Raw genomic sequence first — 12,415 nt, 5'->3', positions numbered from 1 at the left:
CCTTTCGCAATGAAGTTACGTTTTTGGTTGCGGATTGGGTATATTGTTGCGCGCGCTCATGCAAGGCGATTTTGCGGGCGCAGAATCGCGAGCCGCATTGCAGCATTGTTTTTGCCTGCGTTGCACAAATCTTCGGCTATTATGGATATGTTGTGAAGAATCTCCCGAAAAGAGCGAGAAAACGCACGGAAATCCCCAAGAAATTTTCCTGACCCGCCCTAGTATCTTCTTCAACGAGAAAACAGGGAGCTCATAATGGCGCTGATCGACACCCCCTATCTGCTGTTTCTGGGCGATGCCCCCGACCCGCTGGCCGCTAAAGTGGCACAGGGGATCAAGGACTGGCGGCCCGAATTTGCCGTCGGGCAATTCCGCATGGAGGGGTGCCAGGCGGATATGGGCATTCCCGATCTCGACATCAAAGAAGCGATCGCGGCGGGCTGCAAGACGCTGGTGATCGGCGTTGCGAACCGCGGCGGCGTGATCAGTCAGGCCTGGAAGAAGGTGCTGGTCGAGGCGCTCGAAGAGGGGCTCGACCTGGCCTCGGGCCTGCACAACCTGCTGCGCGACGAGCCCGATCTGGTGGCGGTGGCCGAGGCCTGCGGGCGTCAGCTGCATGACGTACGCATCCCCGCGGTGAAATACCCGATCGCCAATGGTGAGAAGCGCAAAGGCAAGCGTTGCCTCGCCGTGGGTACGGATTGCTCGGTCGGCAAGATGTATACCGCGCTGTGTCTCGAACGCGAGATGCGCGATCGCGGCATGAAGGCCACGTTCCGCGCCACCGGCCAGACCGGCATCCTGATCACTGGTGACGGCGTGCCGCTCGATGCGGTGATCGCGGATTTCATGGCGGGCTCGATCGAATACCTGACCCCCGATAACGATGCCGATCACTGGGATCTGATCGAGGGGCAGGGGAGCCTGTTCCACGTCTCGTATTCCGGCGTGACGATGGCGCTGATCCATGGTGGTCAACCCGATGCGCTGATCCTCTCGCATGAGCCGACGCGCGCCCACATGCGCGGGCTTCCGGGCTATCAGCTGCCCTCGCTCGAGGCGCTGCGCGACATGGCGCTGGCGCTGGCGAAAGTGGCAAACCCCGACTGTCAGGTGGTGGGGATCTCGGTCAACACCCAGAAGATGGGCGAGGACGAGGCCAGGGCCTATCTGGCGAAAGTCGAGGCCGAGATGGGCCTGCCCGCGACCGACCCGTTCCGCTTTGGCGCGGGCAAGCTGGTGGACGCGCTCGCCGCGATCTGATTGTCTCACTGTCGAGCCCCGTCGGATGCCTCCGGCGGGGATATTTGAGCCAAGAGGAAGGGGGCGCCGATGATCCGGGTGCAGCACGACACGTTCAAGCTCGCGCAGGTCTTCACCATCTCGCGCGGATCGCGGACCGAGGCGAAGGTCGTCACGGTTTCGGTGGAACGCGACGGGGTGAAGGGCTGGGGCGAATGCGTGCCCTACGCGCGCTATGGCGAGAGCCTCGACAGCGTCACCGACCAGATCGAGAGCGTGCCCGTCGATATCACGCGCGCCGAGTTGCAAGAGGCGCTGCCCGCGGGGGCGGCGCGCAACGCGCTTGACTGCGCGCTGTGGGATTGGGAGGCCAAGTCGAAGGGCGTTCCGGTCTGGGAGCTGGCCGGGATCGCGAAGCCCGGTTCGCTGACCACGGCCTATACGCTGTCGCTCGATACGCCCGAGAATATGCGCGCGGCAGCGGCGAAGCAGGCCGCGCGGCCTTTGTTGAAGATCAAGCTCGGCACGCCCGAGGATCTGCCCCGGTTGCGTGCGGTGCGCGAGGGTGCGCCGAAATCGCGCATCATCGTGGATGCCAATGAGGGCTGGGAGATCGAGACCTTCCTCGACATCCAGGCCGAGCTGAAACATCTCGGCGTCGCTTTGGTCGAACAGCCCTTGCCCGCAGCCGCCGACGAGGCGCTGGCCGGGATCGAGCGGCTGGTGCCGATCTGTGCCGACGAGAGCTGCCATACGAGCGAGGGCCTGCTGGACCTGCGCGGCAAATATGACGTCATCAATATCAAGCTCGACAAGACCGGCGGGTTGACCGAGGCGCTGCGGTTGCGCGCGATCGCGCACTCGGAAGGGTTCGGCGTGATGGTCGGCTGCATGGTCGGCTCGAGCCTTGCCATGGCGCCTGCCATGCTGGTGGCGCAAGGGGCGGACTATGTTGATCTTGACGGCCCGCTTCTTCTGGCAGAAGACCGCGACGTGCCGCTGCGTTATGACGGCAGTGAGGTTTCGCCGCCCGAGCCCGCGCTCTGGGGCTGAGAATTCAAGGAGATCGAGATGAGCCGGATTGTCTATCTGAACGGGGAATACCTGCCCGAAGAGGAGGCGAAGATCTCGATCTTCGACCGCGGCTTCGTGATGGGCGATGCGGTTTATGAGGTGACGAGCGTTCTCGGCGGCAAGATCCTCGAATTCGAAGGTCACATGAACCGGCTCGACCGGTCGCTGTCCGAGCTGGAGATGACCTGCGATCTGACCCGCGACGAGTGGATCGAGATTCACCGCGAACTGATCAAGCGCAACAATATCGACGAGGGGATGGTTTACCTTCAGGTCTCGCGCGGCAATGCGGGCGATCGCGATTTCCACTATCCGCCCGAGGGCACGCCGCCGACGGTGGTGCTTTACACGCAGGCCAAGGAGAACCTGGCCGACGATCCGAAGGCGAAGGTGGGGATCAAGGTGATCTCGCTGCCCGACCTGCGCTGGCATCGCCGCGACATCAAGACGGTGCAGCTGCTCTATCCGTCAATGGCGAAGATGGCGGCCGAGAAGGCGGGCAAGAACGATGCCTGGTTCGTCGAGGACGGGTTCGTGACGGAAGGCTCGTCGAATAACGTCTATATCGTGAAGGGCGGGAAGATCATCACGCGCCATCTGAGCCATGACATCCTGCACGGGATCACCCGCGCGTCGCTGCTGAAATTCGCGGCCGAAAGCCAGATGGAGATCGAAGAGCGTCCTTTCACCATCGAGGAAGCGCAGAACGCCGATGAAGCGTTCTACACCTCGGCCTCGGCTTTCGTGATGCCGGTGGTCGAAGTCGACGGCGCGGCGATCGGCGATGGCAAGGTCGGCCCGGTGGCGGCGCGCCTGCGCGAGATCTATCTCGAAGAGAGCCTGAAGGCCGCGATCTGATCGCCTGTGATCTTTCGGTAAAAAGAAAAACGCCCCGGCCAGCCCAGCCGGGGCGTTTTCCTCTCACACGGGCGGCAGGTTCTCAGGCCGCCGCGTGAGCGCGGAACTGCAAGATGTCGGGGTCGAGCGCCTCGGGTGCGGTGCTGGCGATGATCAGCGCGGGCTCGCCCTCGATCTCGACCAGCGCGCCATTCGCGCAGGGCCGGAAACGGATATCCTCGCGACGCGGCGCGGGGCCGATCAGCTCAAGCAGGATGATGTCTCCCGGCTCAAAGCCTTCGACCACCGGCAGTTCCGGGAAGCTTCGCGCGGCGGGTGCCGCGGTCTTGGTCTCAGGCGAGAGTTCGGCGGTGGATCCGGGCGCGGATTGGAGGGCGGGCGCGGCAGGTTCTTCGTGCTGCGGCCCGGGCATGTGATCGGGGGCTGCGAGCATTTCCGAAATGCGCGAGAGGATCTCGGCGTCACGGGCCTCGCTCGCGGCCTCGTGCGGTGTCAGCGCGCGCGCCTCTTCGAGCGGCGCCACCGGTGCAATCTCGGTGGTCTGGTGGTGCGGTGCAGGCGCGGATTTTCGTCGCAGCCTGGGCAGGCGCAGTTTGAGACGCGGCAGCGCCCATTTGCCCCGATGCGTGTCGGTGGCGACGGGCTTTGTCGCCTTGTCGCCTCCATCGCGCGCCCCGGCATTGGCCAACCCCGCCCCATTCGGGATTTGCTCGGCCCAGCTCAGCAGGCAGAGCGCCATTGTCACGGCAATGAAAAGTCCAAGCATAATCGTTAACCCCTATCCTGCCTTCGAGTCTCCGCATGCGGCGTGGGCAGGGCAAACGGTTTGTGGCGCGGAATCGACGCCATTGTTCAGCCTCGGTTAACCATTCGCGGCAGAGGCAGGGCATTGATGCGAAAAGGCTGAAAGGGAGAGTGGGGCCCTCTCGGGCTGCCATGAAAAAGGCCACGTCGGGCGTGGCCTTTTCGGGTTTGATTCGGCCCCGAGCCGGGTCAGGCGTAGGCGGGCAGCATCGCGTTGCCGTAGGTATCTTCGGCATAGATCGCGCCCGCCGCCTTGAGGGCCGCATAATCGACATCCTCGATCTGGGCCACGGTCTGACCATTGAGCGAAACCTCGGCGCCCGAACCGCTCGGGCTGACCTGGAAATTGGAGACGTCGGCGAGATCGTCCACCTCGATCGAGAGGAATTCGCCCAGCGAGCCCGGCGCCGGGTTCGGGCCGAGATCGCCGAAATCGGTGATCGAGACGGGGTCCTCGCCGCCGGTCCACCAGATGCTGAAGAAGTCCGAGCCGCTGCCGCCGGTCATCGTGTCGCCGTCATTGCCATAGAGGTAATCGTCATTGGCCCCGCCATCGAGCAGGTCCGGCGCGTGATCGTAATCGGTGGCGATCAGCGAGTCATCGCCATAGCCGCCAAAAAGCTCGTTCGAGCCCTCGAAATCGACCAGCGTATCGGCCCCGAGGTTGCCGCGCAGGGTATCGTCGCCCTGGCTGCCGGTGATCGCGTCATTGCCGTGACCGCCGTCGATGTAATCGTTGCCCGTGCCGCCGACCGCACCGAAGAAGCCCGAGTTCTCGTAGGCTTCGATGAAATCCCCGGCTGTGGTGGCCTCCCACATGGCATCTTCGGCCTCAAGCGAGATCGTTCCCATATCGTCGCCATCACCGAGATAGATGTCGTCTTCGCCCGCGAGCCCGTAGACGGAATCGGTGCCGTCGGTGCCGCGGATCGTGTCGTCGCCATTGGTGCCCGTCGTCACCTGATCGGACGCGTCGACCTGGATCTCTTCGCCATCGCCGGTTTCGTGATCGGTTTCGTCGCGGACAGCGTCATTGTTGTCGTGATCGGAATCATCGTCGTTGAAAGCAACCGCGACCAAAGCAAGCGGCAGAAAAGAAAGAAGAAGAATCGCAAACATCCCTGACCCCCAGAGGAAAAATTAACGATTCGATATCACGCGCTTTCACGAGCGCGTCAACGATTATGGCAGGAATGTGCCTTCACGTTTTTCCTTGCGCGACAATGTGCTGCGAGATGCAGCATTGTTCGCAATCAGATGCCGCTTTCCGCGAGGACCCGCATCAGGATCGGGGCGAGTCGTTCCGCCCATTCGCGCTGGCCTTCTTCGGTCGAAATCAGGTCGTTGCGGACCTCGATCAGTACGTTCGGGCGGCCCTTGGCGAGCGCATGGCGGTCGATCGAGTCGCCCTCCAGATGGCCCAGATAGGGCTGGTTGTCGCCCACGCACAGATCGCCCTCGGCTTCCAGCGCCGCGATCATCTCACGGGCGAGACGCGGGTCGGCGGGCGCGTGCAGGATGGCGACCTGCCAGGGGCGGGGCTGCCGGCCGCGCAGCTGAGGCGTGTAGGAGTGGATGGCGCAGATCACGGTATCGTCGCGCCGGGCGGCGAGCTTTTCATAGGCCGCGTGATAGGGGCGGTGGAGCCGGTCGAGGCGCTTTTCCACCTCGGCGGCGTCGGCATGGCGGTTCGCGGGAATGATGGTGCCGTCATAGAGCTTCATCACAAGCGTCGGGTCATCCTCGCCCCGGTTCGGGTCGATCACCAGCCGCGAGAAATCCGTGGCGATCATCGGCGCATCGAGCCGCTCGGCCAGCGCCTCCGATAGCCCCACCGCGCCCACGTCATAGGCGATATGGCGCGCCATATCCTCGGGCGAGATCCCCAGATCGCCCCCGTTCACCCAGTCGGGCACCGTGTTGCGCGCATGGTCGCAGGTCACGAGCCAGCGTGCCGGCCGCGCCTCTCCGCTAATCGTATATGCTGCCTTCTGCGTCATTTTCTCTTCACGCTTTGTCGATAACGCGGGGATAACGACAAAGAATGGCAGGCGCCAGTTGCGGCCCGCGACAAATTGCGCCATACGCTTACTTGGCCCACGACATGACAACTTTTTGAACGGAAAACGAGGACGCATGAGACGCCTTCGCAACGTGAAGATCGTGGCCACGCTGGGCCCCTCTTCTTCGGACTATGACAGCATCAAGGCCCTGTTCGTGGCCGGGGCCGACGTGTTCCGCCTCAATATGAGCCACGGGACCCATGACGAGCATCGCGCCCGTCACGCCATCATCCGCCAGCTCGAGGCCGAATATGGCCGCCCGATCGCGATCCTCGCCGATCTTCAGGGCCCGAAGCTGCGCGTGGGCACCTTCACCGCCCATGGCGCCGATCTCGAAGAGGGAGACAATTTCCGCTTCGATCTGGTGGACGAACCGGGCACCAATCACCGCGTGCGCCTGCCGCACCCAGAGATCTTCGCCGCCCTCGAGAAGGGGTCGGAGCTTCTGGTCAATGACGGCAAGATCCGTCTTCAGGTCAAGGATTGCGGCCCCGATTTCGCCGATTGCACGGTGACGGTCGGCGGCACGATCTCGGATCGCAAGGGCGTCAACGTCCCCGATGTGCTGCTGCCGCTGGCGGCGCTCTCGGAGAAGGACCGCAAGGATCTGGAATTCGCCTGCCAGATCGGCGTGGACTGGCTCGCGCTGAGCTTCGTGCAGCGTCCCGAGGATGTCGAAGAGGCCAAGACGCTCGCCAAGGGGCGTGCGGCGGTGCTCTCGAAGATCGAGAAGCCCTCGGCCGTGCGCAGCTTCGACGAGATCCTCGCGGTCTCCGACGGCGTGATGGTGGCGCGCGGCGATCTGGGCGTCGAACTCCCGGTGCAGGCGGTGCCGCCGATCCAGAAGCAGCTGATCCGCAAGTCCCGTGCCGCCGCCAAGCCGGTGATCGTGGCCACGCAGATGCTCGAGAGCATGATCGAGAGCCCGATGCCGACGCGCGCCGAGGTCTCCGACGTGGCGACCGCGATCTACGAGGGCGCCGACGCGGTGATGCTGAGCGCGGAATCCGCGGCCGGCAATTACCCGGTCGAAGCGGTCGAGACGATGAACAATGTCGCCGTCTCGGTCGAGAAGGATCCGACCTATCGCGAGATCATCGAGGCTTCGCGTTCGGCCGCGCGCCAGACCGTGGCCGACGGGATCGTGGCCGCCGCGCGCGAAATCGCCGAGACGACCGATATCGCGGCGATCTGCGCCTATACCCAGTCGGGCAAGACCGTCGCGCTGATCGCGCGCGAGCGTCCGCGCGTGCCGATCATCGCGCTCTCGCCGATCGACGCCACGCTGCGCCGGGTCTCGCTGAACTGGGGCGTGCATGCGGTCCGTTGCGGCGAGCTCGAACGCTTCAAGCAGGCGGTGGTCAACGCGGCCCGCGCGGCGCGCGATTTCGGCTTTGCCGACGAGACGCAGCAGATCGTGGTGACCGCGGGCGTGCCGTTCAATGTGCAGGGCACGACGAACATCCTGCGTGTGGCGCCCTGTGACGAGCGATTGATCTACCGCACCGACCCCGAGTAAGCTTCCTTTAGGGAATAGGGCTTGTGGGAGCGTGCGATGGGGTTCGCCGCCAGCGAGAGCGATCTGATCCTGACGATCGGTCTTGGGATCGCGATCTTCGCGATCCCCGCAGCTTTCTCAGCCTTCTCCGATGAGCGCCCGCCGCGCGTGGCCTCGGTGGCGATGGTGCTTGCGCTGGGGCTCGTGGTGCTGGCTTTGGTTTCGAAGCCCGGCGGCTACCGGCTCAGGACGATCCCCGATGCGGTCGCCGCAACGATCGCGCGGGTGTTGAATTACTAGGCCGGAACGGGGTTTTCCCCCTTGCCAAACCTGCCGCGCCCGTCTATCAGGCGCGCTCTAACCCGCGCGGCCGGCCAATGTGGCATGCCGAGTCGCGCTTTCACACCCTGCAAAGGAGCTGTAAATGCCCAAGATGAAGACGAAATCCGCTGCCAAGAAGCGGTTCAAGTTCACCGCGACCGGCAAGGTCAAGGTGGGTCCGGCCGGCAAACGTCACGGCATGATCAAACGTTCGACGAAATTCATCCGCGAAACCGCCGGCACCATGGTGCTGAGCGAAGCGGACGCGAAGATCGTCAAGAAATACATGCCGTATAACCGCTGATTTCGGGAGACTTGAACAATGGCACGCGTCAAATCCGGTAAGGTCACCCACGCCTCGCACAAGAAAGTGCTCAAGAAGGCGAAAGGCTACTATGCCGCCCGCTCGCGCAACTTCCGCACCGCGACCCAGGCTGTCGACAAGGCGAACCAGTACGCCACCCGCGACCGCAAGGCCCGCAAGCGCAATTTCCGCGCCCTCTGGATCCAGCGTATCAACGCCGCCGTGCGCGCCGTCGATGCGGATCTGAGCTACTCGAAGTTCATCTTCGGCCTGGGCAAGGCCGGGATCGAAGTGGACCGCAAGGTTCTCGCCGATCTCGCCGTGCACGAGCCCGAAGCCTTCGGCGCGATCGTCGAGCAGGCGAAAGCCGCCGCTGCTGCGTAATCGCCCCGGCGAAAAGATTTGGGAAAGGCCGCTCCGATCGGGGCGGCCTTTTTCATTTGGCGGGCGGGGGAAGGGCGCAGCCCCGCCGTCGCCGTCGGGCGACAAACGTTGGTGAAAGAGGGGGCGCTGCCCCCTCTGGCTTCGCCATTCACCCCCGAGATATTTTCATCAAGAAGAAGAGAGCCGAGGTTGTCGGTCAGACCCCGACATCGGGTCCCTGGCAACTCAGCGGTTCGTGGCTTTCACTGAGCGAGACAAGAGGCTCGCCGGTGCTGTCTCCCCTGAATTTCGCCACCAGTCCCTGCGCACTGTCGTAGAAGGTCCAGCATTGCAGCGGCACCTCTTCGCCGTAATCGAAGCAGATATATTGCCCGCTCTGATACCAGTCGCCTTCCTTGCATTCATCCTCGGTGAAGGCCCAGATCACCTTGTGGCCGGGCTTGTACTGCTCGACCCCGTAGGGTTTGCCGAAGGCGGAATAGGTGATCGTGCGCCCCACCGTGCGTGCGTCGAACTCCTCTGCGGTGAGCGGCGGGCCGAGATCGTCTTGCGCAAGGGCCGTGACGGGCAGCAGGAGCGCGAGGGCAAGGGCTGGGATCGGACGCATGGGGCTGGGAGCTCCTCGGTGACGGTTGGCGCCAGCCTGCCAGATCGGGCCGCCCTTGCCTAGAGACGCAGGGTCGCGCTCTTGCCCTGTCCGAGAGCCTTGACGCGCTTGTCCATCACCCGGCGCCAAAGCGGCGGGATCAGCGCGAGCGACGCCATCGCGGGCAGGGACCGGGGCAGGATCGGACGTTGCCGGGCATCGAGCTGGCCGAGCCGCAGCGCCGGGTATTCCCGGCCCGGATGGGCATGGTGATCGGAATGGCGCGGGGCGTTGAGCATCCACAGCGAGGTCACCGGATGGGGGGCGTCCCAGCTATGGCGCGTGTCGACGGGCTCGTAGCTGCCATCCCCGCGCCGTGCGCGGGCAAGCCCGTAATGCTGGACATAGTCCGCAAGCAGGATCTGCAGCTGGGCATAGGCGCAAAGGGCCAGATAGGCGAGCGCGCCGCGGGCCCCGAAGAGAATGCCGAAGAGCATCACGAACCACAGCCCGCCCAGCACATAGGAAGGATAGGGGCCGATCCGGGCGAGCAGTGCCCGCACCCGCTGGCCCAGCGGTGCGCTCGGGTCGGGCTCGGGCAGACGGGCGGCGCGGCCGCGTTCCATCTCGTATCCGGCGACGAAGCTGCCGATCCAGGCGCGCGGCAGGAAGGCCCAGTACCCCTCGCCGAGCTGGGCGGAATTCGGATCGTCGGGGGTGGCGACGAACCGGTGATGGACCAGCCGATGCGCCGAGCTGTGATGGCCGTAGAGCAGCGAGATGTAGATCCACTTGCCGAGCAGGAAGAGCCGCCGGTCGGAGCGGTGGATCAACTCATGCGCGTTGGAATTCGACACCTGGCCGAAGAAGAGCCCGAAGGCGAGCAGCACCGCGATCCAGCTTGATCCTTCGAGCCGCGTGAAGCCCGAGAGGGCCGCGACGCCGAGAAAGAGGAGCAGGAAATGCACCCCGCCAAGCGCCACCGAGAGCGCATCGGCGGCCGGAAATTCCGAGCCCTCGGGCGCGTCGGGGCTGGGGCGGGCGATGATCTCGTCGAGCATGAAGAGGCACAAACCGATCCAGATCAGTGACGCCCAGGCAGCGATTCCGCCGAAGATGCCCGCGAGGATCAGCAGCGGCACCGGCAGGAAGGTCACGATCGCGAAGGTGTCGACTTCGGGGATTTCGCGGCGCAGTCCGAACAGCGTCGCAAGCGACCCCGGCAGGCGGGAGCGCTTTGCACCTTGTTCGTGTTCCGGCGTCTGCTTCAGGTCCGGTTCGATAGCCATGACAGTCTCGCAACTTTCCTCGTATTGTCTTCGCGATTTCGACCTTTTTGTGGCGGGGCTTGCTGGCTGTGGAAAAATCTGCGCCTGTTGCGGGGATGATGCCTGCACCTCTGATCTGTCTCTCGCTCGCCGCCATTTTCGCACTGATCTACCTCTTGCGCCATGCCGGAGGCCCGCAAAGCCGTGCCAAGAGCGTGAGCAAGACGGCGGCCGTCGTGGCGCTGGTGCCGATGGCGGGGCTTGCCGGGGCGCCGCTGCCGATCCTCGCGGGGCTTGCACTCGGAGCGGTGGGCGATTTCGCACTTTCTCGCGACGGCCAGCGCGCCTTTCTCGTCGGTATGGCGGCCTTTGCCGCGGGCCATCTCGCCTATCTCTGGGCGTTTCTCGACCTGGGCGCGATGCCCTCGGGCTGGACGATCGCGTTGATCGCGCTCGGTCTTTCAACCGAGTTCTGGCTGCTGCCGCGCACGGGCGGCCTGTGCTGGCCGGTGCGCGGCTATATCTGGATCATCGTCGCGATGGCTGCCGCCGCCATGGGCCTGCCGGGCGGGCTCTGGCCGGTGATCGCGGGCAGCGCCGCCTTCGTCGCCTCCGATATGATCCTGGCGCTCGAGCTCTTCGTGCTGCGCGATGCGCGCGCCAAGCTGTTCGCCTCGCGCGCGCTCTGGGTGCTCTATTGGGGCGGTCAGGCGCTGATCGGATGGGGTGCGGGCGCGTCGATGGCGGCGGGATAAGCCTTCCATCCTTGGCTGCGATGAACTAGGTGAAAGCGGAAGGAAAGGCTTGTCCCATGTCGTTTTTCAAGAAGCTCAAATCCCGCCTGACGCGCTCCTCCTCGAAGCTCGAGCAGGGGCTCGAGGATATCGTGGCGGAAAATGCCGCGCCCGAGGATGAGGTGGAGACGCCGGAAGCTCCTCCAGCCGAAGCTGCGCCGCCCGCGGCTCCCGAGACGATCAACCTCCCCGATCCGACGCCACCCGCGCCGGGCTATGTCCCCGCGCCGGTGACCGAGCCGGTCGAGGAGGAAAACGCGCAGATCGCCAAGGCGCCGCTCGATATCGAGCCGGCCCCCGAACGCCCCGATCCCGGCCCGAAGAAACCGGGGCTCTTCGGGCGCATCTTCGGTGGCGAGGCGAAACCCTCCGAGCCGCGCCGGGTGCTCGATGACGAGATGTTGGAGAGCCTCGAAGAGCTGCTGATCGCTTCCGATATGGGGGTCGATACGGCGCTGCGGGTCTCGGCGAACCTTGCCGAAGGCCGGATGGGGCGCAAGCTCTCGGTCACCGAGATCAAGGTCCTGCTGGCGCAGGAAATCGCGCGGATCATGGAGCCGGTCGCCAAACCGCTGCCGCTCTATCCGAAAAAACCGCAGGTGGTGCTGGTCGTGGGCGTGAACGGCTCGGGCAAGACCACCACGATCGGCAAGCTCGCCTCGCAATTCCGTGCCGCCGGCAAGAAGGTGGTGATCGCCGCCGGCGACACCTTCCGCGCGGCCGCCGTCGAACAGCTTCAGGTCTGGGGCAATCGCGCGGGCGTGCCGGTGCTGACCGCGCCCGAGGGCTCCGACCCCGCCTCGCTCGCCTTCGATGCGATGAAGAAGGCCGAGGCCGAGGGCGCGGATCTGCTGATGATCGACACCGCGGGCCGGTTGCAGAACCGCGCCGATCTGATGGAGGAACTCGCCAAGATCGTCCGCGTGATCCGCAAGGTCGACGAGAGCGCGCCGCATAACACGCTGCTGGTTCTGGATGCCACGACGGGTCAGAACGCGCTGAGCCAGGTCGAGGTCTTCCGCAAGATCTCGGATGTCTCGGGGCTGGTGATGACCAAGCTCGACGGCACTGCGAAGGGCGGCGTTCTGGTGGCGCTGGCCGACAAGTTCGGCCTGCCCATCCATGCGATCGGCGTGGGCGAGCAGATCGACGATCTCGCGCCATTCGACCCCGAGGAATTCGCCCAGGCCCTCGTCGGTCTCGAGAGCTGAACGAGGTA

14 protein-coding genes are annotated in these 12,415 nt (G+C 64.7%); 9 read left to right on the top strand and 5 right to left on the bottom strand.

All coding sequences use genetic code 11. The features are described from left to right. The first annotated feature begins 261 nt into the window (after positions 1-261). The 3 genes from dgcN to BMI90_RS01565 all read left to right on the top strand — a co-directional run bounded on the left by dgcN (position 262) and on the right by BMI90_RS01565 (position 3,174). On the top strand, positions 262-1,263 hold the full coding sequence (dgcN, locus tag BMI90_RS01575) for an N-acetyltransferase DgcN (RefSeq protein WP_078527148.1): 1,002 nt from the start codon (positions 262-264) through the stop codon (positions 1,261-1,263). A gap of 69 nt (positions 1,264-1,332) precedes the next feature. After that, positions 1,333-2,295: an N-acetyl-D-Glu racemase DgcA gene (gene dgcA, locus BMI90_RS01570; protein WP_078525273.1), complete on the top strand. Its 963-nt coding sequence runs from the start codon at positions 1,333-1,335 to the stop codon at positions 2,293-2,295. Positions 2,296-2,313: 18 nt separating this feature from the next. Continuing rightward, a complete protein-coding gene (locus BMI90_RS01565) occupies positions 2,314-3,174 on the top strand; it encodes a D-amino-acid transaminase (protein WP_078525271.1) in 861 nt (286 codons plus the stop codon). Between the two features lie 82 nt (positions 3,175-3,256). On the opposite strand, the gene BMI90_RS01560 is transcribed toward BMI90_RS01565, so the two are convergent. The 3 genes from BMI90_RS01560 to BMI90_RS01550 all read right to left on the bottom strand — a co-directional run bounded on the left by BMI90_RS01560 (position 3,257) and on the right by BMI90_RS01550 (position 5,978). Further along, a complete protein-coding gene (locus tag BMI90_RS01560; RefSeq protein WP_078525268.1) occupies positions 3,257-3,940 on the bottom strand; it encodes a hypothetical protein in 684 nt (227 codons plus the stop codon). A 227-nt stretch (positions 3,941-4,167) separates the two neighbouring features. Beyond that, the gene (locus tag BMI90_RS01555) at positions 4,168-5,097 is read right to left on the bottom strand and encodes a calcium-binding protein (protein ID WP_078525266.1); all 930 of its coding nucleotides are present in this window, start codon (positions 5,095-5,097) and stop codon (positions 4,168-4,170) included. 134 nt (positions 5,098-5,231) lie between these two features. Beyond that, positions 5,232-5,978 carry an N-formylglutamate amidohydrolase gene (locus BMI90_RS01550; protein ID WP_078525263.1) on the bottom strand — a complete coding sequence of 249 codons (747 nt, stop codon included), beginning with the start codon at positions 5,976-5,978 and terminating at the stop codon, positions 5,232-5,234. Positions 5,979-6,114: 136 nt separating this feature from the next. On the opposite strand from BMI90_RS01550, the gene pyk reads away from it, so the two are divergent. From pyk to rplT, 4 genes are all read left to right on the top strand, one after another. Further along, positions 6,115-7,560, top strand: a complete 1,446-nt coding sequence (gene pyk, locus BMI90_RS01545) for a pyruvate kinase (protein ID WP_078525261.1) — start codon at positions 6,115-6,117, stop codon at positions 7,558-7,560. A gap of 36 nt (positions 7,561-7,596) precedes the next feature. Continuing rightward, positions 7,597-7,839, top strand: a complete 243-nt coding sequence (locus tag BMI90_RS01540) for a hypothetical protein (protein WP_078525259.1) — start codon at positions 7,597-7,599, stop codon at positions 7,837-7,839. A 124-nt stretch (positions 7,840-7,963) separates the two neighbouring features. Then, entirely contained in the window at positions 7,964-8,164 is a 201-nt protein-coding gene (gene rpmI, locus BMI90_RS01535) for a 50S ribosomal protein L35 (protein WP_078525257.1), read from the top strand. An 18-nt stretch (positions 8,165-8,182) separates the two neighbouring features. After that, a complete protein-coding gene (gene rplT, locus BMI90_RS01530) occupies positions 8,183-8,548 on the top strand; it encodes a 50S ribosomal protein L20 (protein WP_038077331.1) in 366 nt (121 codons plus the stop codon). A 196-nt stretch (positions 8,549-8,744) separates the two neighbouring features. Here rplT and BMI90_RS01525 read toward each other — a convergent pair whose 3' ends face one another. Further along, the gene (locus BMI90_RS01525; protein ID WP_078525255.1) at positions 8,745-9,155 is read right to left on the bottom strand and encodes a hypothetical protein; all 411 of its coding nucleotides are present in this window, start codon (positions 9,153-9,155) and stop codon (positions 8,745-8,747) included. Positions 9,156-9,214: 59 nt separating this feature from the next. Next, the gene (locus BMI90_RS01520) at positions 9,215-10,423 is read right to left on the bottom strand and encodes an alkane 1-monooxygenase (RefSeq protein ID WP_078525253.1); all 1,209 of its coding nucleotides are present in this window, start codon (positions 10,421-10,423) and stop codon (positions 9,215-9,217) included. 98 nt (positions 10,424-10,521) lie between these two features. Between BMI90_RS01520 and BMI90_RS01515 the strand changes: the two genes are divergently transcribed. Both BMI90_RS01515 and ftsY read left to right on the top strand, forming a co-directional pair. Then, positions 10,522-11,157, top strand: coding sequence for a lysoplasmalogenase (locus tag BMI90_RS01515; RefSeq protein WP_078527146.1), 636 nt, complete (start codon positions 10,522-10,524; stop codon positions 11,155-11,157). A gap of 56 nt (positions 11,158-11,213) precedes the next feature. Next, the gene (ftsY, locus tag BMI90_RS01510; RefSeq protein ID WP_078525251.1) at positions 11,214-12,407 is read left to right on the top strand and encodes a signal recognition particle-docking protein FtsY; all 1,194 of its coding nucleotides are present in this window, start codon (positions 11,214-11,216) and stop codon (positions 12,405-12,407) included. Positions 12,408-12,415: the final 8 nt, after the last annotated feature.

This window comes from Thioclava sp. L04-15 (assembly GCF_002020275.1).
GTDB lineage: Bacteria > Pseudomonadota > Alphaproteobacteria > Rhodobacterales > Rhodobacteraceae > Thioclava > Thioclava marina.
Note: the sequence above shows the minus strand (reverse complement) of the source record. Positions and strands in the feature narration are given on the sequence as shown.

Bases quoted from the DNA above. Each gene is read 5' to 3' on its own strand.
- dgcA (WP_078525273.1), top strand. From the start codon at position 1,333: ATGATCCGGGTGCAGCACGACACGTTCAAGCTCGCGCAGGTCTTCACC.
- BMI90_RS01565 (WP_078525271.1), top strand. From the start codon at position 2,314: ATGAGCCGGATTGTCTATCTGAACGGGGAATACCTGCCCGAAGAGGAG.
- BMI90_RS01560 (WP_078525268.1), bottom strand. From the start codon at position 3,940: ATGCTTGGACTTTTCATTGCCGTGACAATGGCGCTCTGCCTGCTGAGC.
- BMI90_RS01555 (WP_078525266.1), bottom strand. From the start codon at position 5,097: ATGTTTGCGATTCTTCTTCTTTCTTTTCTGCCGCTTGCTTTGGTCGCG.
- BMI90_RS01550 (WP_078525263.1), bottom strand. From the start codon at position 5,978: ATGACGCAGAAGGCAGCATATACGATTAGCGGAGAGGCGCGGCCGGCA.
- pyk (WP_078525261.1), top strand. From the start codon at position 6,115: ATGAGACGCCTTCGCAACGTGAAGATCGTGGCCACGCTGGGCCCCTCT.
- BMI90_RS01540 (WP_078525259.1), top strand. From the start codon at position 7,597: ATGGGGTTCGCCGCCAGCGAGAGCGATCTGATCCTGACGATCGGTCTT.
- rpmI (WP_078525257.1), top strand. From the start codon at position 7,964: ATGCCCAAGATGAAGACGAAATCCGCTGCCAAGAAGCGGTTCAAGTTC.
- rplT (WP_038077331.1), top strand. From the start codon at position 8,183: ATGGCACGCGTCAAATCCGGTAAGGTCACCCACGCCTCGCACAAGAAA.
- BMI90_RS01525 (WP_078525255.1), bottom strand. From the start codon at position 9,155: ATGCGTCCGATCCCAGCCCTTGCCCTCGCGCTCCTGCTGCCCGTCACG.
- BMI90_RS01520 (WP_078525253.1), bottom strand. From the start codon at position 10,423: ATGGCTATCGAACCGGACCTGAAGCAGACGCCGGAACACGAACAAGGT.
- BMI90_RS01515 (WP_078527146.1), top strand. From the start codon at position 10,522: ATGCCTGCACCTCTGATCTGTCTCTCGCTCGCCGCCATTTTCGCACTG.
- ftsY (WP_078525251.1), top strand. From the start codon at position 11,214: ATGTCGTTTTTCAAGAAGCTCAAATCCCGCCTGACGCGCTCCTCCTCG.